This is a genomic window from Alterinioella sp. B-7 (assembly GCF_056857775.1).
This window is the reverse complement of the sequence record NZ_JBSXNT010000023.1, coordinates 128,621-147,133: the sequence shown is the minus strand read 5'-3', so window position 1 is coordinate 147,133 and position 18,513 is coordinate 128,621. Positions and strand designations below refer to the sequence as shown.

Here is an 18,513-nt window from a genome sequence, read left to right as displayed (position 1 = left end):
TCTCACGCGGCGAATGAGGCCGGGAACATAGAGGGATTCTCTGCCCATGCAAGCCCTAATGCGCGCAGGTCGTCAGGCCCCGTCTTCGCCCTCGTCCTCCTCGGGCTTGTCCTTGCCCGCCAGGTGGTCGCGCAACCCGGCCAGCCCCGCGAAGGGGCGCGCGTCCTCGTCCTGCATCGGCGTCACACCGGGCGCGGCATAGACCGCATCGCCCAGATCCGCGCCCTCGCTGCGCGGATGCAGCGGCAGGTTCAGCGCCAGCGCCTCGATCATCACGGCGGCCGGGTCGATGACGTTCCCGAGCGGCTCGATCGTGTCATCCTCGGGCATCTCGGCCTCGCCCTCTTCGTCGGGCACCGCCTCGGGCGGCTCCTGCATGAAGCGGCGGGTGACGGGCAGATCCAGCCGCGTCGTCACCGGCGCCAGCGTCACCACGCAGTCCTGCACCACGGTGGCGCCCAACTGCCCCTCCAGCAGCCAGTCGCGGTTGTCATCGGCCAGGATCTCGCCCGCGAAGCGCAGCTTGCGCAGCCCGCGGATATCCAGATCGGCGGCAATCGCGGCGCAGGCGGCGGCGTCGGGCGCCAGATCGAACGGGTTCGGCGCGCGGCTGCGCAGGCGGGCGACCGGGATCGGCTGCTTGGGAAGATCGTCTATCGACATCGAGAACCTCTTCGCGTTCAACTTGGCGGACGCGGAACTTGCCCTGTCCGTTCTGGTCAGGTAAGCCGATAGAAAGCTTTGCCGGGCCTTGCAAGAGCCCGCAGGATATTCGGGGCACGCTGGACAGATGGCGCGAAAGAGGGCCGGGCAGATGAGAACGCATCCCAAAGGCAGGAGGGTCGCCGTGGCGCTTGCGCTGGCCGTCGGTCTTGCGGCCTGCACGCCCACCTTCGTCAATCACGGCTACACGCCCCCCGCCGACGAACTGGCCCAGATCACGCCGGGTTCCGACACCCGCGAGAGCGTGGCAGAACTGGTCGGCCAGCCCACGGCTTCGGGCATCATCTCGGGCGATACCTGGTATTACGTCGCCTCGCGGCAGCGCTTCTACACCTATAACCGTCCCGAGGTGATCGAACGCGACATCGTCGCCATCACCTTCGACGGCCAGGGCCGGGTGCAGAACATCCGCGAATTGGGTCTGGAAGATGGCGAGGTCGTCCGCCTGTCGCGCCGCGTGACCGAATCGAATATCCAGGAAGTCACCTTCATGCGGCAACTGCTCGGCAATTTCGGCCGCATCAACCTGTCCGATACGCTGAACAACCTGTAGCGCCCAAGCCACGGGCGTGATCGCCATTTCAACCCGAAATGCCCTTGTTGGCGGCCCGTCATGGCTCCATTGTCGGGTGCGAGAGACCCCCCGCGCCACGGGGCAGGGGACGGGAGGCAGGTTTGGCCGGCGATCCGCGCGACATATCCACGGGGCACCTGGGCCGTTACCGCGCGCGCGCGGCGACGGGCGCGCGCGATCTGGACCGGGCGCAGGCCTTGCGCAAGCTGGCCTTTCGCGGCGGCATGGTCCCCGATCGTGACCGGTTCGACGATCTTTGCCAGCATATCGTGATCGAGGAGGCGGCGACCGGCGCGCTGGTCTGCTGTTTCCGGCTGCTGTCCGTGGCGGGCGGGCCGGACATCGCCAAGAGCTACTCGGCGCAATTCTACGATCTTTCGGGGCTGGCCCGACGCAGAGGCCCGATGCTGGAGCTTGGCCGCTTCTGCCTGCACCCCGACCACCCGGACCCCGACATCCTGCGCGTGGCCTGGGGGCGGCTTGCGGCCCTTGTCGACGCGGGCGGGGTCGAGATGCTGTTCGGCTGCTCATCGTTTTCCGGCACCGACCCCGCGGCACATGGCGATGCGCTGGCGCTGCTGCGCGACCGCTACCTCGCGCCGCCCGACTGGCGGCCGGGGGTAAGATCACAGGAGACACTCGATCTCCTGACGGCCCCGCCGCGACAGCCCGATCCGCGCCACGCGCTGGTGCGGATGCCCTCGCTCCTGCGCAGCTACCTGATGATGGGCGGACGGGTCAGCGACCACGCGGTGATCGACCGCGACCTCGGCACGCTGCATGTCTTCACCGGGCTGGAGATCGCCGCCATCCCCCCCGCCCGCGCGACACGCCTGCGCCAGATGGCGGGGGGAACTTAACGCACTCTTACACCCGCCCCGTTAACCTTAACGCGCGCGCCGTTCACCATGACGCCCCCGCCCACCTTCTTTGTTCCGGAAAATATCCCCGCCGGAGGCTCCTGCCCGCGCAACAGGGCACCACGCCCGCAAACCCGGGCCCTTACCCCTGCAACACCACCAGCGCATGACGCTTCTTGCCCGCGCTCAGCTTGATCGGCGCGGCCAGGTCACCCGCAAGGACCATCAGCCCGGCATCGGTCAGCGGCGCATCGTTCAGCCGCGCGCCGTTCTCGGAGATCAGCCGCTTGGCCTCCTTCCCCGATTTCGCAAGGCCCGCGCGGGTGATCAGTTGCACAACGGAGATCCCGTCGCCAATGTCTGCCGCCGTCAGGGTCAGCGTCGGCAAATCATCCCCCATGCCGCCCTTCTCGAACACTTCGCGCGCGGTCGCTGCCGCCGCCTCGGCCGCTGCCGCGCCATGCAGGAGACCCGTGACCTCGTTGGCCAGCACGATCTTGGCCTCGTTGATCTCAGAGCCCGCAAGCGCGCCCAAGCGGTCGCATTCCTCGACCGGCAGCTCGGTATAGAGCTTGAGGAACCGGCCCACATCGGCATCGGTGGTGTTGCGCCAGAACTGCCAGAACTCGTACGGGCTGCGCATCTCCGCGTTGAGCCAGATCGCGCCATCGGCGGTCTTGCCCATCTTCTTGCCGTCGGACGTGGTCAGCAGCGGCGTGGTCATGCCGAAGATCTCCTGGTCCAGCACCCGGCGCGTCAGGTCGATCCCGTTGACGATATTGCCCCATTGGTCCGAGCCGCCGAATTGCACCAGGCAGCCATAGCGCCGGTTCAGCTCAAGGAAATCATAGGCTTGCAGGATCATGTAGTTGAATTCCAGGAAGCTGAGCGATTGCTCCCGATCCAGCCGCGACTTGACGCTCTCGAAGGACAGCATCCGGTTGACGCTGAAATGTCGGCCAATGTCGCGCAGGAAATCGAGGTAGTTGAGATCGGCCAGCCATTCGTCATTGTTGAGCATCAGCGCATCGGTCGTCCCGTCGCCATAGGTCACGTAATTGGCAAAGACCGATTTGATCCCGGCAATGTTCTCGTCGATCTGGTCTGGCGTCAGCAGGGGGCGTTCATCGGCGCGGAAGGACGGATCGCCCACCTTGGTGGTGCCGCCGCCCATCAGGGTGATCGGCTTGTGGCCCGTCTTCTGCAACCAGCGCAGGGTCATGATCTGGATCAGGCTGCCGACATGCAGCGATTTCGCCGTCGCGTCGAACCCGATATAACCCGGCACCACCTGCCTGCTCAGCGCCTCGTCGAAGCCCTGGTAATCGGTGCAATCGGCGAGAAAGCCGCGCTCCATCATCACGCGTATGAAGTCCGATTTGGGGTGGTAGGTCATGAGGCATCCGTCCATTCTGTCAGCAAGGGGCGTGATACCGGGAAGGGTGACGCGATGGAAGGGCCGATATGGGTTGCGGGCGCGATGTCGGGCACCTCGCTGGACGGGGTCGATGCGGCGCTGATCCAGACCGACGGGCAGAGGATTTTCGCCTTTGGCGAAACGCGCTACCGGGCCTATTCGGCCCAGGAGCGCGCGGTGCTGCGCGCGGGCCTCGGGCAATGGCACGGGCAGGCGGGCGTGGCAGATGCCGCCGAGGTGGTCGAGACCGCCCATGCCGCGGTGCTGTCGCGGTTTGCGAAGGCCGAAATGGTCGGCTTTCACGGCCAGACCCTCGCGCATGAGCCGCGCGGGCGCGGCACCCATCAGGCGGGCGACGGGCAGGTGCTGGCCGATGTGCTTGGCAAGCCGGTGATGTGGGATTTCCGCAGCGCCGATGTCGAGCTTGGCGGTGAGGGCGCGCCGCTGGCCCCGTTCTACCATTTCGCCTGCGCCAAGTGGATCAAGGCCGGTGCGCCGGTCGTTTTCCTCAACCTCGGCGGCGTCGGCAACCTGACCTGGGTGGACCCGTCCGCGCCGGGGCCGGAGACCCAAGGCGCGCTGATGGCCTTCGACACCGGGCCGGCCAATGCGCCGCTGGATGACCTGATCGCGGCACGAACGGGAGGGGCGCGCGATGAGGGGGGCGCGCTGGCGCTGTCGGGCCGCGCGGATGAGGCGATCGTCAGACCTGCGCTGACCCGTCCGTTCATGTCAAGAATGCCGCCAAAGTCTCTGGACCGGAACGATTTTTCAGATCTGGCCGACCTGGTCTCCGACCTCTCCACCGAGGATGCCGCCGCCACGCTGGTGGCAATCAGCGCCGAGGCCGTGGCGCAGGGCCTCCAGTATTGCCCCTCGGCGCCCACCCGTATCCTGGTCACCGGCGGCGGTCGGCACAATGCGGCGATGATGGCGGCGCTGGCCGAGCGCACGGGATGCGTCGTGGACCCGGTCGAGGCCGTCGGGCTGGATGGCGACATGCTGGAGGCACAGGCCTTCGCTTTCCTCGCCGTCCGCGTCGCGCGCGGCATGGCGACCTCGGGTCCATCCACCACTGGCGTCTCCGCGCTGGTCGGCGGCGGGGTGCTGAGCAAACCCCGTTAGCGGGGGATGTCGAAACCGGGTGCGGCCAATGTGAAGCCCTCGAAGCGGAACCCCGGCGAGACGACGCAACTGACCAGCGTCCAGTCGCCCGTGCTGCGCGCGGCCTGGCAGTGATGGGCGGGCACCACGATCTGCGGCGCGCCCCGGTCCAGGTCCGGCGTCAGCAGGTGATCGGTTGCAGGGCCGTCCGCATCCGGGCTAATCGACAGGACCAGCGCTGCGCCCGTGTGAAAAAGCCAGATCTCGGCGGCATCGACCTTGTGCCAATGGCTGACCTCGCCCGCCTTCAGCAGGAAGTGGATGCAGGTGGCTGAAGGTCTGCCATCCCCGGTCCCGGCGGCCCAGGTCTGCCGGTAATGCCCGCCCTCGGGATGCGGCGCGAGGTCGAGCCTTGCGATGATCTGGTCTGCGGTCATGGGCATGCCCCCTCCTGATCGTCGTCCTCTGGCGTCTGCGACGGCAGCCAGAAGGCGAATGTCGCGCCCTGGCCCGGCGTACTGGTCAATTCCAGCGCGCCGCCCGATTGTTCCACGAACCCCTTGGCCATGGACAAGCCGAGGCCCGAGCCCTTGCCGACCTGCTTGGTGGTAAAGAACGGCTCCGTCACCGTGCCAAGATCCTCGGGCGCGATGCCGGGGCCGGTATCGGTGACCGAGATACGGGCATAGATCCCCGGCGACAGCCTGACACCGCCAAACTCCCGCGCGTGGCGGGTCTGGATCCGGTCGAGGCCGATGGTGACGATGCCGTTATCCTCCATCGCGTCACGGGCGTTGATGACCAGGTTGAGCAGGGCGTTTTCAAGCTGATGGACATCCACCGTCACGCTTTGCGGCGGGTCCGCAAGCTCCAGTTGTAGGGTCACGGAATCGGGCAGCACCCGCGTGGTCATCGCGGTGAAATTCTCCAGCAGACGCGCGGGGTTGACCGGCCTGGGGTCGAGCCGCGCCTTGTGCGAGAAAGCCAGCAATTGAGAGGTCAGCGTGGCGGCGCGCAGGGCGGCCTGGCGCGCCTCATCGGCCAGCATGTCCTTCTCGGACGGGTCCGAGACCTCTTGGTAGAGGTCGAGATTGCCGATCATGACCGTCAGCAAATTGTTGAAATCATGCGCTATGCCGCCGGTCAACTGGCCCACCGCCTCCATCTTCTGGGCCTGGACGTGGCGTTTCTCGGCCTGTTTCAGTGCCCGCTGTGCGGCCAGGTTCTCTTGCAGCGAGATCAGGAAATAGGCGACCAGCAACACGGAAAACAACATGCTCAGCGCCATCGTGACCGTGCCCTCGGCGTGGCGTGCCAGGTCATAGCCGAAAAAAAGCGCAATGGCCGAGATCAGAAGACCGTCCCAGATCACGATGCGGCGCAGGCCGGAATAGCGCGTCACGCTGTAGATCACCATTCCCGCAAGGAGCGAGACGGCGGCGAATTTCAGAACCTGGCTTTCAAACTGCCAGAGATAGACGGGCAGGGTCGCGAACCACAGGGTGGTGACGAAGTTCAGGCCGGTTGCCAGCCATTCCTCGGCGCGGCTGGCAGGCGCGCGGCGGGTGGCGAGGAAGGCGATGTTGACGGTCTCGGCCAGCATGTAGACCAGCAGCCAGTAGACCGCGAGGGCCATGTCCAGCCAGATCGCGGCGCTGATGCAGAAGATGGCCAGCAGCACGAAGCGCGCGGCGATCTCCAGCACCGGCTTCACGTCGGTGGCGACCATCAACGAGATGATCTCCCACGGGGTGGATCGGGGGTCGGGGTCGGCGCGGTTTGAAAAAGGGTGTTTCAAGGGAGCCGCGCCTGCCGTTGTCGGGCCGCCGTGGCGGCCCCTTCGCAACAAGTAAGACAAGGATCGCGCGGGGCTGTAAAGGGCAGGCGGCCCCGCGCCGGGGCCTCAGCGCAGGATCGAGCGGCCCGCGTATTCGGCGGTCTCGCCCAACATCTCCTCGATGCGGATCAGCTGGTTGTATTTCGCCAGCCGGTCCGAGCGCGCCAGCGACCCGGTCTTGATCTGCCCGCAATTGGTGGCAACGGCCAGGTCGGCGATGGTGGCATCCTCGGTTTCGCCCGAGCGGTGGCTCATCACGCAGGTCATGCGGTTGCGATGCGCCATGTCGACGGCGGCGAGCGTTTCAGACAGGGTGCCGATCTGGTTGACCTTGACCAGCAGCGAATTGGCCGCCTTCTTCTCGATCCCCATTTTCAGCCGCGCGGGGTTGGTCACGAAGAGGTCGTCGCCGACAAGCTGTACCCGGTCCCCGAGCTTTTCGGTCAGCAGGGTCCAGCCGTCCCAGTCATCCTCGGAACAGCCATCCTCGATCGACAGGATCGGGTAGTCGTCGCAAAGCGCGGCGAGATAGTCGACATTCTCGGCGGGCGTCAGGCTGCGGCCCTCGCCGGTCATCTCGTATTTGCCGTCCCTGAAATATTCGGTGGCGGCGCAATCGAGCGCCAGCATGATGTCCTCGCCCGCCTTGTAGCCCGCCTTGTCGATGGATTTCAGAATGAAATCAAGCGCGTCTCGGGTAGAGTTCAAGTTTGGCGCAAAGCCGCCCTCATCGCCGATCCCGGTGGAAAGGCCCGCCGCCGACAGCTCCTTCTTGAGGGTGTGGAACACTTCCGACCCCATGCGCACCGCCTCGCGGATGTTTTCCGCGCTCACGGGCATGATCATGAATTCCTGGATGTCGATCGGGTTGTCGGCATGTTCGCCGCCATTGATGATGTTCATCATCGGCACCGGGAGGACGCGGGCCGAGGTGCCGCCGACATAGCGGTAAAGCGGCTGGCCGGTATATTCCGCGGCGGCCTTGGCGGTGGCGAGACTGACGCCCAGGATCGCGTTGGCACCCAACCGGCCCTTGTTCTCGGTTCCGTCCAGCTCGCGCATGGTGGCGTCGATGGCGGCCTGTTCGGTGGCCTCATAGCCCACGAGGGATTCGGCGATTTCGCCGTTCACGGCCTCGACCGCCTCCAGCACGCCCTTGCCCATATAGCGCGCCTTGTCGCCGTCGCGCTTTTCCACCGCCTCATGCACGCCGGTGGAGGCGCCAGAGGGCACGGCCGCACGGCCCAGGGTGCCATCCTCCAGCACGACATCGACCTCCACCGTCGGGTTGCCCCGGCTGTCGAGGATTTCGCGGGCGTGAATGTCGATGATCAGGCTCATGGGGGTGGTCCTTGTGTCAAAGGGCGGTTTCCCGTTGCTATAGCAGCCACGGGGCGAAAGTAAACGATGGATGATAGCGCTAACAGCGCGGCAGGGTGGCGCGGGCCCGATGTTCGCGCCAGGCCGAATAGAGGCCGGTGCCCAGGATCAGCGCCGCGCCCAGATAGGTGGCCGCGTCGGGGCGCTCGGCGAAGATGGCGATGCCCAGGATCAATCCGAAGATCAGCCGCGAATAGCGGAAGGGGGTGACGGCGGCGACCTCGCCCACGCGCATCGCGGCGGTGATGGCATAGTAGCCCACCAATGTGGCCAGGATCGTGCCCAGAAGGATCGCCCAGGCTTGCAGGGGGGCGGCAACCGGGGCGCCCGTAAAGACCAGCAGGATCGCGCCCGTGGGAATGAGGGCCGAGATGCCGAAGGTGGAGAGTTGCAGGCTGCTGAGCGATTTTGGGCAGGCGCGGGTGGCCAGGTCGCGCGAGGCCAGCCCCAGCATTGCGATCACGGCCCAGATCGCGTTTGGGTCGAACCCTGCCAGGCCGGGGCGCAGGATGATCAGCACACCCGCCAGCCCAATCAGGATCGCCGACCAGCGCCGCCAGCCCACGCGCTCACCGAAGACCAGCGCCGCGCCCATTGCCACGACAAGCGGGGCCGCCTGCAAGATCGCGGTCACCAGCGACAAGGGCGTCAGCGTCAGCGCCAGCACCATGCCGCAGCCCGCCACGATCTCGGAGACATAGCGCATGGCGACGGCGGGATGCAGCAGGGCGGGTGGCAGGACGGTCAGCCCCCGGGCCTTCGTCCAGGCCGCGAAGAGGGCGGTTCCCAGCAACCCGAGCGACCCCATGATCTGGCCGGGCGGCATGACGCCCGCCAGAAGCTTGATGCCGACATCGCCCGCCGCGAAGGTCGCCATGGAAAACAGCATCCACAGGATCCCGCTGAGGTTATCCGTGTTCTGCGCCGGTTGGGGAAATGCCTGGGCCATGGCAATGACATGCCCGCAAGCGCGGGAAAAGACCAGACGCAGGCCGCGCCTATTTCTTCAGCGGCACGCCGTAGGGCCGCCATGAAGCTCCTCGACATCGGGGTGATCGTCGGGGCCTTCCAGAACCTGCGCGATCATGCGCCGCTGGCCGGTCATGCGCAGGCCCTTGGCCGCGCAACGCGCTTCGATGGTGTCCGCCATGGCATTGGCCCACGGTGTTATCCTGTGTCATCCGGTGTTCCGATCTGGCCGATTTGGCCCGGTGCCGGAAAGCCCCGTCCTTCAGGAAACGCGCCGCGCGGGGCGGAGGCGCTCATACATCCAGCTCCGGCTCACGGCTGACGCGCGCGGCCAGGCGCGCCACGGTCAGGCCCTGCACGATGATCGAGAACACCACGACCAGGTAGGTCGCCCCAAGGATCAGCGGTTTCCAGTCATTGTCGGGCAGGGACAGTGCCAGCGCGACCGAGATACCGCCCTTGAGGCCGCCCCAGGTCATCACCGGGATGGTGCCGTTGGCAAACTCGCGAAATGGGCGCAGGATCAGGATGGGGATGGACACGGCGGCCAGCCGCGCGACCAGCGCCAGCGCGATGGCCGCGATCCCCGTCAGCAGCACATCGCCCGAGAAGGCGACCGCGAAGACCTCGATCCCGATCAGGAGGAACAGGACCGCGTTCAGGATCTCGTCGATCATGAACCAGAACGCATCGACATGCCGGCGCGTTTCCTCGCTCATGCCGCCCTTGGGGCCGACCTCGCCAATGAGAAGCCCCGCGACCACGGCCATGATCGGGGCCGAGACATGCAGCCAGATCGCCAGCTCATAACCGCCAAAGGCAAGGCCGAGCGTCAGGAGAACCTCCAGCGAGGGATCGTCGATGCGCCGCATGACGCGGAAGGTGAGCCAGCCGAGCGCACCGCCCAGAAGCGCGCCGCCAAACGCCTCCTGCACGAACAAGAGCCCCGCCGATTGCAGCGAACTATCGCCGAGCGCCTCGCCCGCCGGAAAGGCGATTCCGACGAGGACCAGGAAGACGACATAGCCGACCCCGTCATTAAAGAGACTCTCGCCCGCGATCTTGGTCTCCAGCGCTTTCGGCAGGTCGGCCTCGCGCAGCACGCCAAGCACCGCGACGGGGTCGGTGGGGGTGACGATGACGCCGAAGACCAGCGCAATGAGCAGCGGCATGCCCGTCACCCAGGAAAAGCCCACGCCGATGATGACGGTGGACAGCCCCACGCCGATCGTCGCCATCAGCGCCACGGTGACCCATTCGGCGCGCAAGTCTTCCAGCTTCACATGCAGGGCGCCCGCGAAGAGAAGCAGGCCCAACATCCCGTCGAGCAGCGCCTCGGAAAAGTCGATATCGGCGATCAGCGCGCGCAATTCGTCGTCGAAGACGAAGCCCGGCACGACAAGGTCCAGCCCCAGGATGACCAGCGAAGCGGCCAGCGCCACGACCAGGATGCCGATGGCGGCGGGCAGGCGCAGGAAGAGGTAGTTGATCGCCCCGAACGCGCCCGCAAGCACGATCAGAAGCGAGGTGACCTGAAGCATCGTCATGGGGCGCGCAGTCCTTCGGCGGGTCGGGTGTCGGGTTTGGGTAGCACGCGGTGCACGGCGCGCAAATCCTGAAACGCCCGCTTTGCTTGACTTCCCCGCGCGGGGCTGCGTTCTGGGCGGGAACCGGACCGGGTGGGGGAGGACACATGCCGCGCAAGGACAGCATGGACGCGTTTGGCGCGGCCTCCCTGATCGGGATCGCGGTGATTCTCGCCGTCAACCAAGTCGTGATCAAACTGGGCAATCTGGGCGTCGGGCCGGTCTTCATGGCAGGGCTCAGGTCATTGCTGGCGCTGATCGTGCTGCTGGTCTGGATGCGCATCCGGGGCATCCGCTTTGCAATCGTCGCACGCAGCGTCCCCGCCGGTCTGCTTCTGGGCGCGCTCTTCACTGTCGAGTTCATCTTCCTCTTCCTCGCGCTGGACCTCACCACGGTCGCGCGCACCTCGATCCTGTTCTATTCCATGCCGGTCTGGCTGACGCTGGCGGCGCATTTCCTGCTTCCGGGCGAGCGAATGGGGCGGCTCAAGCTGATCGGCCTGGCTCTGGCCTTTTCGGGAGTCGTTCTCGCGCTGCTGGACCGGGACGGGGGCGGGCAGGCGTCCCTCCTGGGCGATTTCCTTGCGCTTGGCGCGGCGCTGGCCTGGGGGGCGATTGCGCTGGCGGCGCGAACTCTGCCCATTCAGCACGAGGCCCCGGAGATGCAGCTTTTCTGGCAGTTGTCCGTCTCGGCGGTGCTGTTGACCCTGTTGGCGCCGCTCTTCGGCCCGCTCCTGCGGGAGCCGACACTCTTTCATCTCGGCCTGCTGCTCTACCAGAGCGTCTTTGTCGCCTCCTTCGGCTTCCTGTTCTGGTTTCACCTCCTGATGACCTACCCGGCCTCCTCCGTGGCCTCGTTCAGCTTCCTGACGCCGATCCTGGGGGTTCTGCTCGGATGGGGCCTGTTGGGCGAGGACGTCGGCTGGGAAATCCTCGCCGCGATGGTGCTTGTCGCGGTCGGGATCACGCTGATCAACCGGCCAGCGAAAGGTCGGCCCAGATAGGCAGGTGATCGGAGGCGCGCCCCGCGATTCCGGTGCGGCAGACGCCTTGCTGCACCACCTCGATACCCGGCCCCGTCGCCAGCCGGTCGAGGGCCGCCATCGGCCTGCGGGCGGGAAAGCTGCGGCCGGAATTGTGCAGCGTGAAGAACGGATCCAGAGGCGCGAATCCCTCGGTTGCCGACCATTCGTTGCAATCGGCCAGAAGGATCGTGGGACGGCGGGGCAGGTGGGCCAGCTCGGCCATGATCAGCGTCATCTGATGCTGCCGGTCGCGCCTGCGCAGCCCCAGATGCGTGGCCACGACTCGCAGATCCTGCGGGCCGGAGAGGTCGGCAATGACCGCGCCGCGCGGCTCCAGCCCCGGCAGGGGCAGGCGGTGCAGCGCCACCATGTGCCAGCCCGGCGTCATCAAGATCGCGTTGCCGTGCCAGCCAAGGCTGATCCGCGTGGTGGCGACAGGGGCGGCCAGCATGCCGCATTCCTCCACCACCACCTGCGGCGGCAGGGCGGCGGGGCGCGGCCCGAGCCGCTTGTCCGCCTCCTGCAAGACGGCAATCGAAGGGCCGATGCCACGGATCACCTGCGCCACCCGATGCGGGTCGCGGCGCCGGTCCAGCCCGACGCATTTGTGGATATTGTAGCTCAGGACTCGCAAATGGTCCGGCGCGGGCGGGGCAGGGTATGACATGGGGCCAATCTGCCCGTCCCGGCCTTGCACGGGCAAGCCCCATTGCGCATCTGTGATGGGAGCAGAAGGAGAGTGGCATGAACCGGCTTCGCGGCCAGAGCGGGCTGACCTATGTGATCTGGAGCGTGCTGACGGTCGAGCTGTTGCTGTCGGTCGCCACCGGCCGCTGGCCCGTGGCCTTTGTCTCGCTGGCGACGCTGGCCCTGACCATGACGCCGATCTTCCTGGCCCCGCGCCTGAACATCCGCCTGCCGCGCAGCATTGTCGCGGCCATCGTGGTCTTCATCTTCGCCACGCTCTTCCTGGGCGAGGTGATGGATTTCTATATCCGCCTGTGGTGGTGGGACATCGCGCTGCACGGGATGTCGGCCCTGGGGCTCGGGTTTGCCGGATTTCTCCTCGTCTTCATCCTCTTCGAAGGCGACCGCTATGCCGCGCCCGCCTGGGCGATCGGCCTCCTGGCCTTCTGCTTTGCCGTCACCATCGGCGTGATCTGGGAGGTGTTCGAGTTCGCGATGGACCAGACCTTCGGCCTGAACATGCAGAAATCCGGGCTGGCCGACACGATGGGCGACCTGATCGTGGACATCATCGGCGCGGGGGTCGCCGGGCTGACCGGCGCGCTCTACCTGCGCGGCAAGGCGCTCGGCTCGGTCTCGGCGCTGGTCGAGGAGTTCGTGGACCTCAACCGGCGCTTCTTCCGGCGCTTCAAGGGCTAGATCGTTTCAGGTTCGAAGGAATCGGTTTTCCCTGTCACGTCCCTTTCAGGGCCGCACGCGAAAACCGATACCCAATTCCAAGAGAACCTGAAACGCCTTAGGTTCCGCAGAAGGTCGCGCGCACCTCTTCCTCGGGTTCCGGGGCCTGCATCAGGTCGGAATCGGCGGGCTCGGCGAAGGGCGTGGCAAGGGCCGCGTTCAGCCGGTGGAACGGCGCGAAATCGCCCTTCAGCGCGGCCTGGATCGCCTCCTCGATGCGGTGATTGCGCGGGATCAGCGCGGGGTTCACCGCCTGCATGGCAGTGACGCGTTCGGCTTGCGGGATATCCTCGATGCGCGCCTGCCAGCCGGTCACCCAGGCATCGAAGGCGGTCGGATCCTTGAATTCCGCACGCGCGGCTTTCGGATCGGGGCCCGAGAGCGCGCGGAAGGTGCGGGTGAAATCGGCCTCGCCCAGTGCCATCCGGCGCAGCAGGTCATATGCCATCGCGGCATCCCCCTCACGCGGGGTATCCAGCCCCAGCTTGGCGGCAAAGACCCGGTCCCAGGCGGCGGCAAAACTGTCGGCGAAGCCCTGCACGACCTCGGTCGCCCGCTCGATGGCCTTATCGCGGTCCGCGCCCATCAGGGGCAGCAGCGCGGTGGCCAGTTGCGCCAGGTTCCAGACCGCGATCTCGGGCTGTTTGCCATAGGCGTAACGCCCCATCCGGTCGATGGAGGAGAACACCGTTTGCGGGTGATAGGCATCGAGGAAGGCGCAGGGCCCATAGTCGATGGTCTCGCCCGCGACGGACATGTTGTCGGTGTTCATGACGCCGTGGATGAACCCCACCCCCATCCATTTCGCGATCAGATCGGCCTGCGCCTCGACCACGGATGCGAGCAGCCCGAGGGGGCTTTGCGCCTCGGGGTAGTGGCGCGAAATCGCGTGATCAGTGAGGGCCTGCAACGCCTCGCCATCCTCGCGCGCGGCGAAATACTGGAAGGTGCCGACGCGGATATGCGAGGAGGCCACGCGGGTCAGGACCGCGCCCGGAAACACGCGTTCGCGGTGGACGGGGTCGCCGGTGCTGACGGCGGCCAGCGCGCGGGTTGTGGGGATGCCAAGCGCGGCCATCGCCTCGGACACGACATATTCGCGCAGCACCGGCCCGAGCCAGGCGCGCCCGTCGCCCATGCGGGAATAGGGTGTCGGGCCAGAGCCTTTCAGTTGAATGTCGCGGCGCTTGCCGTCGCGGCCCACCACCTCGCCCAACAGCAGCGCCCGCCCGTCGCCAAGCTGCGGCACCCATCCGCCGAACTGGTGCCCGGCATAGGCCTGCGCGATCCCGGCGGCGCCGTCGGGCAGGGCGTTTCCGGCCAGCATGGCCAGCCCCTCCGGACTGCGCAGCGCGTCGGCGTCCAGCCCGAGTGTTGCGGCCAGACCCTCATTGAGCGCGATCAGTTGCGGGTCGGAGACCGGGCTTGGCGGCACCGCGCTGTAGAATCGGTCGGGCAGGGTGGTGTAGCTGTTGTCGAATGCGATCTGCATGGGAAGTGGCCCCCCTTCGTCCCTTACCTAGGTATGGCGGGCGACGGTTTCCAGCCGGTCAGAGCCGCCCGATCCGCTCCGTCAGCAGGTCGAAGAACCCGTCCGCATCCAGATCGCCCATGAACATCGCATTGGTGGGCCGGTCGGTGACGCCCCACCAATCGGCGACGGTCATGCCGCGGGTGAGCTCCGAGACGGTCTCGATCTCGACATTGACATGCCGGCCCTGGAAGAGCTTGGGGTCGATCAGGTAGGCGATGACGGTGGGGTCATGCAGCGGCGCACCGGGCGAGCCGTATTTCTCCTTGTCGAAACGCTCGAAGAACTCGGTCCAGGCGGCGACGGTGCGCCCGGCATGGCTGCCAAGCGCGCGGAAGGCGTCATTGCGGGGGCCGGTGACCAGCGCCTTATGCGTCACGTCAAGCGGCATCACCGTGATCGGTGCGCCGGATTTTAACACGATATCAGCGGCTTCCGGATCGACATAGATGTTGAACTCCGCCGCGGGGGTGATGTTGCCGACCTCGAAATAGGCCCCGCCCATCAATACGATTTCCTGGACCCGTTCCACGATATCGGGGGCCTTCCGGAAGGCCGTGGCGATATTGGTCAGCGGGCCGAGCGCGCAGAGAGTGACGGTGCCGGGGGCCTCACTGCGCAGTGTCTCGATGATGAAATCGACCGCGTGGGCGTCTTGCAGCGGCATTTTCGGCGCGGGCAGGTCGGGGCCGTCGAGGCCGGTTTTTCCGTGCACGTGCTCCGCGGTCACGAGGCTGTGGGCCAACGGTCGATCGCAACCGGCGAAGACCTTGATATCGGACCGCTCCGCCACCTCGCAGACCTTGCGCGCGTTGAGCGCGGTCAACTCAAGCGGCACGTTCCCGGCAACCGCCGTGATACCGAGAAGGGTGATGTCCTCGGGGCTGGCCAGTGCCAGCAGGATCGCGACCGCGTCGTCCTGGCCGGGATCGGTGTCGATGATGATCTTGCGCGGCATGGGCGGCCTTTCCTGCGAACGAGGGGATGATCCTCGCCGTTGGAGAGAAGAGATTCAATGCCTCCGGCGGGGATATTTGCGGAACAAAGAAGATGGGGCGGAGTGGCGGAGATGGGGCGGGGCGCGCGTTAAGGTTAACGGCGCGCGCGTTAAGGTTAATGCCAGAGGACGGAGCGGGGACGTGAAAAGGGCCACCCCCTTGGGGAGCGGCCCGAAATCCGTCAAGGCTGGCGGCTCAGCGGTTCTCGATATCCACGTAGTCGCGCAGCGTCGCGCCGGTATAGAGCTGGCGCGGGCGACCGATCTTGCCGGCCGGATCGCCGATCATTTCCTTCCACTGGGCGACCCACCCGACGGTGCGGGAAAGCGCGAAGATGGGCGTGAACATGGAGGTCGGGAAGCCGATCGCCTCCAAGATGATGCCGGAATAGAAATCGACATTCGGGAACAGCTTCTTCTCGGTGAAATAGGGGTCGTCCAGGGCCTGGCGCTCCAGTTCCTTGGCGACCTGCAGCGTCGGGTTGTCCTCGATGCCCAGAAGGTCCAGCACCTCATCGGCGCTCTGCTTCATCACCGTCGCGCGGGGGTCGAAATTCTTGTAGACGCGGTGGCCGAAGCCCATCAGGCGGAACGGATCGTCCTTGTCCTTGGCGCGCGCGATATATTCCGGGATGCGGTCGGGGGTGCCGATCTCCTGCAGCATTTCCAGGCAGGCCTGGTTGGCGCCACCATGCGCGGGGCCCCAGAGACAGGCGATGCCCGCCGCGATGCAGGCGAAGGGATTGGCGCCCGAGGAGCCCGCCAGACGCACGGTCGAGGTCGAGGCGTTTTGCTCGTGATCGGCATGCAGCGTGAAGATCCGGTCCATCGCGCGGCTCAGGATCGGGTCGGGCTGGTATTCCTCGGCCGGCACGGCAAAACACATGCGCAGGAAGTTGGTCGCGTAGTCGCAATCGTTGCGCGGATAGACGAAGGGCTGGCCGATGGAGTATTTATAGGCCATCGCGGCGATGGTCGGCAGTTTCGCGATCAGGCGGATCGAGGCGACCTCGCGCTGCCAGGGGTCCGAGATATCGGTCGAATCGTGGTAGAAGGCCGACATCGCGCCGACCACGCCGACCATCGTGGCCATCGGGTGCGCATCACGGCGGAAACCGCGGAAGAAATTGTGCATCTGCTCATGCACCATCGTGTGACGGGTCACGCGCAGCTCGAAATCCTCCAGTTCCGTGACCGAGGGCAGTTCGCCATAGAGCAGCAGGTAGCAGACCTCGAGGAAATGCGATTTCTCGGCCAGCTGGTCGATCGGGTAGCCGCGATGCAGAAGCTCACCCTTGTTGCCGTCGATGAAGGTGATGGTGGATTCGCAGGCCGAGGTGGAGGTGAAGCCCGGATCGTGGGTGAAGACGCCGCCCTGGGCGTAGAGCTTGCTGATGTCGATGACATCGGGGCCGAGGCTGGGGCTGAGGATGGGCAATTCGAGGGTCTTGCCGTCGAATTCCAGTTTAGCGGTTCTGTTTTCTGCCATATCTGTCCCTCATCTGTTGCGCACCGGCCCGAACGGTTCGGTCTGGTGGTCTGGTGGCGGGGCAGGGACCAGGTCCCCGTCCCCCATCTAAACTTACATCCCCCGAAAGGGGGTCCCGATCCTCAGGCGGCGGCCGCGTCGGACAGTCGGGCCAGCGTCTCCTCGCGGCCAAGAACCAGCATCATGTCAAAAACGCTCGGGCTGACCGGACGGCCCGCCAGCGCGGCGCGCAGGGCCGGGGCAACCTTGCCGAGCTTCACTCCATGTGCCTCCGAAACCTGGCCAACAATGGCTTCAAGCGTGTCGCGTGTCCAGCTAGCATTTTGCAACTGCGGCGTCAATTCTTTCAGTATACCACGGGATACATCGGTTAGGGCCGCCTGCGATTTCTCATCCCGGTCAATGGGATGGAAATCCAAAACAAAATACGCCTTTTCAATCAGTTGCGGCAGGGACCGGGCGCGATCCTTGAGGCAATACATCGCAGCGCGCAGCCCGTCTTTCTGCGCGGGCGAAAGTGGCTCTTGCTGCGTTGCAGCCAGAAACCGGTCAATCTCGGTCAGCAGGTCGTCATCGTCCATCCGCGAGATGTGATAGCCCGCGACATGCTCCAGCTTCTTGAAGTCGAGCCGGGCAGGGGATTTGCCGATACCGGAGAGGTCGAACCACGCCGTGGCCTGCGCATCGTCGAACAATTCGTCATCGCCATGACTCCAGCCGAGCCGCGCCAGGTAGTTGCGCATCGCGGCGGGCGGATAGCCCATGGCGGCGTATTCCTCGACCCCGAGCGCGCCATGGCGCTTGGAGAGCTTCTTGCCGTCGGGGCCATGGATCAGCGGGATATGCGCCCAGACCGGAATTTCCCATCCCATGGCGGTGTAGATCTGCGCCTGCCGCGCGGCATTGTTGAGATGATCGTCGCCGCGGATCACATGGGTCACGCCCATATCGTGATCATCCACGACCACCGCGTGCATATAGGTCGGCGTCCCGTCCGAGCGCAGCAAGATCATGTCGTCCAGTTCCGCGTTCCGGATCGTCACGTCGCCTTGCACCTCATCCTTGATCACCGTCACCCCGTCGCGCGGCGCTTTCAGGCGCACGGCATAGGGCGTATCGGGGTGGCTGGCGGGATCGGCGTCGCGCCAGGGGCTGAGGAACAGGGTCGAGCGTTTCTCGGCCTTCGCGGCCTCGCGGAAGGCGGCGATTTCTTCCTGCGTCGAGAAGCATTTATAGGCGGTGCCGGCCTCCAGCATCTGCAACGCAACTTCGGCGTGACGCTCCTGCCGCGCGTGCTGGCTGATCGGCTCACCGTCCCAGTCAAGGCCGAGCCAGGTGAGCCCCTTCAGGATCGCCTCGGTCGCCTCGGGGGTCGAGCGCGCGCGGTCGGTATCCTCGATGCGCAGCAGGAAGGTGCCGCCGCGCCCGCGCGCGTAAAGCCAGTTGAACAGCGCCGTGCGCGCGCCGCCGATATGCAGGTAGCCCGTGGGCGAGGGGGCGAAACGGGTGACGGGGGGCGTTGGGGACATGAGCGGCCTTTCGGGATCTCGCGGCACTTCGCGTTAAGGGTTTGGAAACCATGCGCGGCGCAATGAT

Annotated in this window: 17 protein-coding genes and 1 pseudogene; 5 read left to right on the top strand and 13 right to left on the bottom strand. The window is 66.1% G+C overall.

Translation table 11 applies throughout. The features are described 5' to 3' along the window. Nucleotides 1-72: 72 nt before the first annotated feature. Nucleotides 73-663, bottom strand: a complete 591-nt coding sequence (locus AC13C7_RS04465; protein ID WP_482866723.1) for a YceD family protein — start codon at nt 661-663, stop codon at nt 73-75. 151 nt (nt 664-814) lie between these two features. Between AC13C7_RS04465 and AC13C7_RS04460 the strand changes: the two genes are divergently transcribed. Together AC13C7_RS04460 and AC13C7_RS04455 are read left to right on the top strand one after the other, a co-directional pair. Next, on the top strand, nt 815-1,276 hold the full coding sequence (locus AC13C7_RS04460) for an outer membrane protein assembly factor BamE (protein ID WP_482866722.1): 462 nt from the start codon (nt 815-817) through the stop codon (nt 1,274-1,276). A 122-nt stretch (nt 1,277-1,398) separates the two neighbouring features. Continuing rightward, complete coding sequence (locus AC13C7_RS04455) at nt 1,399-2,157, top strand: GNAT family N-acetyltransferase (RefSeq protein ID WP_482866721.1); 759 nt, start codon at nt 1,399-1,401, stop codon at nt 2,155-2,157. Nucleotides 2,158-2,299: 142 nt separating this feature from the next. On the opposite strand, the gene tyrS is transcribed toward AC13C7_RS04455, so the two are convergent. Continuing rightward, complete coding sequence (gene tyrS / locus AC13C7_RS04450; protein WP_482866720.1) at nt 2,300-3,553, bottom strand: tyrosine--tRNA ligase; 1,254 nt, start codon at nt 3,551-3,553, stop codon at nt 2,300-2,302. Nucleotides 3,554-3,607: 54 nt separating this feature from the next. On the opposite strand from tyrS, the gene AC13C7_RS04445 reads away from it, so the two are divergent. Further along, the gene (locus tag AC13C7_RS04445; RefSeq protein ID WP_482866719.1) at nt 3,608-4,699 is read left to right on the top strand and encodes an anhydro-N-acetylmuramic acid kinase; all 1,092 of its coding nucleotides are present in this window, start codon (nt 3,608-3,610) and stop codon (nt 4,697-4,699) included. On the opposite strand, the gene AC13C7_RS04440 is transcribed toward AC13C7_RS04445, so the two are convergent. The 6 genes and pseudogenes from AC13C7_RS04440 to AC13C7_RS04415 all read right to left on the bottom strand — a co-directional run bounded on the left by AC13C7_RS04440 (nt 4,696) and on the right by AC13C7_RS04415 (nt 10,411). Next, nucleotides 4,696-5,115, bottom strand: coding sequence for a cupin domain-containing protein (locus tag AC13C7_RS04440; RefSeq protein ID WP_482866753.1), 420 nt, complete (start codon nt 5,113-5,115; stop codon nt 4,696-4,698). The two genes, AC13C7_RS04445 and AC13C7_RS04440, sit on opposite strands and share 4 nt — an antisense overlap. Next, nucleotides 5,112-6,476, bottom strand: coding sequence for an ATP-binding protein (locus AC13C7_RS04435; protein ID WP_482866718.1), 1,365 nt, complete (start codon nt 6,474-6,476; stop codon nt 5,112-5,114). Before AC13C7_RS04435 ends, AC13C7_RS04440 begins: the two co-directional genes overlap by 4 nt. A gap of 105 nt (nt 6,477-6,581) precedes the next feature. Further along, nucleotides 6,582-7,856 (bottom strand): phosphopyruvate hydratase, encoded by a 1,275-nt coding sequence (eno, locus tag AC13C7_RS04430; RefSeq protein WP_446117131.1) that lies wholly within the window; start codon nt 7,854-7,856, stop codon nt 6,582-6,584. A 79-nt stretch (nt 7,857-7,935) separates the two neighbouring features. Further along, a complete protein-coding gene (locus AC13C7_RS04425) occupies nt 7,936-8,844 on the bottom strand; it encodes a DMT family transporter (RefSeq protein WP_482866717.1) in 909 nt (302 codons plus the stop codon). A gap of 66 nt (nt 8,845-8,910) precedes the next feature. Next, nucleotides 8,911-9,045 (bottom strand): annotated as a pseudogene (locus AC13C7_RS04420) (transcriptional repressor); the annotation flags it as partial. A gap of 112 nt (nt 9,046-9,157) precedes the next feature. Continuing rightward, the gene (locus AC13C7_RS04415; RefSeq protein ID WP_446170541.1) at nt 9,158-10,411 is read right to left on the bottom strand and encodes a cation:proton antiporter; all 1,254 of its coding nucleotides are present in this window, start codon (nt 10,409-10,411) and stop codon (nt 9,158-9,160) included. A 146-nt stretch (nt 10,412-10,557) separates the two neighbouring features. Between AC13C7_RS04415 and AC13C7_RS04410 the strand changes: the two genes are divergently transcribed. Then, on the top strand, nt 10,558-11,454 hold the full coding sequence (locus AC13C7_RS04410) for a DMT family transporter (protein ID WP_482866716.1): 897 nt from the start codon (nt 10,558-10,560) through the stop codon (nt 11,452-11,454). Here the strand turns inward: AC13C7_RS04410 and AC13C7_RS04405 are convergent. Then, nucleotides 11,423-12,142, bottom strand: coding sequence for an endonuclease/exonuclease/phosphatase family protein (locus tag AC13C7_RS04405; protein WP_474888060.1), 720 nt, complete (start codon nt 12,140-12,142; stop codon nt 11,423-11,425). The genes AC13C7_RS04410 and AC13C7_RS04405 overlap by 32 nt on opposite strands. A 77-nt stretch (nt 12,143-12,219) precedes the next feature. Between AC13C7_RS04405 and AC13C7_RS04400 the strand changes: the two genes are divergently transcribed. Further along, nucleotides 12,220-12,861, top strand: coding sequence for a DUF2238 domain-containing protein (locus tag AC13C7_RS04400; protein WP_474888059.1), 642 nt, complete (start codon nt 12,220-12,222; stop codon nt 12,859-12,861). Nucleotides 12,862-12,958: 97 nt separating this feature from the next. Here the strand turns inward: AC13C7_RS04400 and AC13C7_RS04395 are convergent, their stop codons facing one another. The 4 genes from AC13C7_RS04395 to gltX form a co-directional block, all read right to left on the bottom strand. Then, entirely contained in the window at nt 12,959-14,392 is a 1,434-nt protein-coding gene (locus AC13C7_RS04395) for a protein adenylyltransferase SelO (RefSeq protein WP_482866715.1), read from the bottom strand. Between the two features lie 58 nt (nt 14,393-14,450). Then, nucleotides 14,451-15,389 (bottom strand): nucleoside hydrolase, encoded by a 939-nt coding sequence (locus AC13C7_RS04390; protein WP_482866714.1) that lies wholly within the window; start codon nt 15,387-15,389, stop codon nt 14,451-14,453. A gap of 235 nt (nt 15,390-15,624) precedes the next feature. Beyond that, nucleotides 15,625-16,917 carry a citrate synthase gene (gene gltA / locus AC13C7_RS04385; protein ID WP_172319337.1) on the bottom strand — a complete coding sequence of 431 codons (1,293 nt, stop codon included), beginning with the start codon at nt 16,915-16,917 and terminating at the stop codon, nt 15,625-15,627. Nucleotides 16,918-17,039: 122 nt separating this feature from the next. Next, nucleotides 17,040-18,446, bottom strand: coding sequence for a glutamate--tRNA ligase (gltX, locus tag AC13C7_RS04380; RefSeq protein WP_482866713.1), 1,407 nt, complete (start codon nt 18,444-18,446; stop codon nt 17,040-17,042). Nucleotides 18,447-18,513: the final 67 nt, after the last annotated feature.

What these genes read in the sequence shown, in the direction of transcription:
- AC13C7_RS04465 (WP_482866723.1), bottom strand. Translation starts at nt 663, where the DNA reads ATGTCGATAGACGATCTTCCCAAGCAGCCGATCCCGGTCGCCCGCCTG.
- AC13C7_RS04400 (WP_474888059.1), top strand. Translation starts at nt 12,220, where the DNA reads ATGAACCGGCTTCGCGGCCAGAGCGGGCTGACCTATGTGATCTGGAGC.
- AC13C7_RS04460 (WP_482866722.1), top strand. Translation starts at nt 815, where the DNA reads ATGAGAACGCATCCCAAAGGCAGGAGGGTCGCCGTGGCGCTTGCGCTG.
- AC13C7_RS04445 (WP_482866719.1), top strand. Translation starts at nt 3,608, where the DNA reads ATGGAAGGGCCGATATGGGTTGCGGGCGCGATGTCGGGCACCTCGCTG.
- AC13C7_RS04415 (WP_446170541.1), bottom strand. Translation starts at nt 10,411, where the DNA reads ATGACGATGCTTCAGGTCACCTCGCTTCTGATCGTGCTTGCGGGCGCG.
- AC13C7_RS04405 (WP_474888060.1), bottom strand. Translation starts at nt 12,142, where the DNA reads ATGTCATACCCTGCCCCGCCCGCGCCGGACCATTTGCGAGTCCTGAGC.
- gltA (WP_172319337.1), bottom strand. Translation starts at nt 16,917, where the DNA reads ATGGCAGAAAACAGAACCGCTAAACTGGAATTCGACGGCAAGACCCTC.
- tyrS (WP_482866720.1), bottom strand. Translation starts at nt 3,553, where the DNA reads ATGACCTACCACCCCAAATCGGACTTCATACGCGTGATGATGGAGCGC.
- AC13C7_RS04390 (WP_482866714.1), bottom strand. Translation starts at nt 15,389, where the DNA reads ATGCCGCGCAAGATCATCATCGACACCGATCCCGGCCAGGACGACGCG.
- AC13C7_RS04410 (WP_482866716.1), top strand. Translation starts at nt 10,558, where the DNA reads ATGCCGCGCAAGGACAGCATGGACGCGTTTGGCGCGGCCTCCCTGATC.
- AC13C7_RS04440 (WP_482866753.1), bottom strand. Translation starts at nt 5,115, where the DNA reads ATGACCGCAGACCAGATCATCGCAAGGCTCGACCTCGCGCCGCATCCC.
- eno (WP_446117131.1), bottom strand. Translation starts at nt 7,856, where the DNA reads ATGAGCCTGATCATCGACATTCACGCCCGCGAAATCCTCGACAGCCGG.
- AC13C7_RS04395 (WP_482866715.1), bottom strand. Translation starts at nt 14,392, where the DNA reads ATGCAGATCGCATTCGACAACAGCTACACCACCCTGCCCGACCGATTC.
- gltX (WP_482866713.1), bottom strand. Translation starts at nt 18,446, where the DNA reads ATGTCCCCAACGCCCCCCGTCACCCGTTTCGCCCCCTCGCCCACGGGC.
- AC13C7_RS04425 (WP_482866717.1), bottom strand. Translation starts at nt 8,844, where the DNA reads ATGGCCCAGGCATTTCCCCAACCGGCGCAGAACACGGATAACCTCAGC.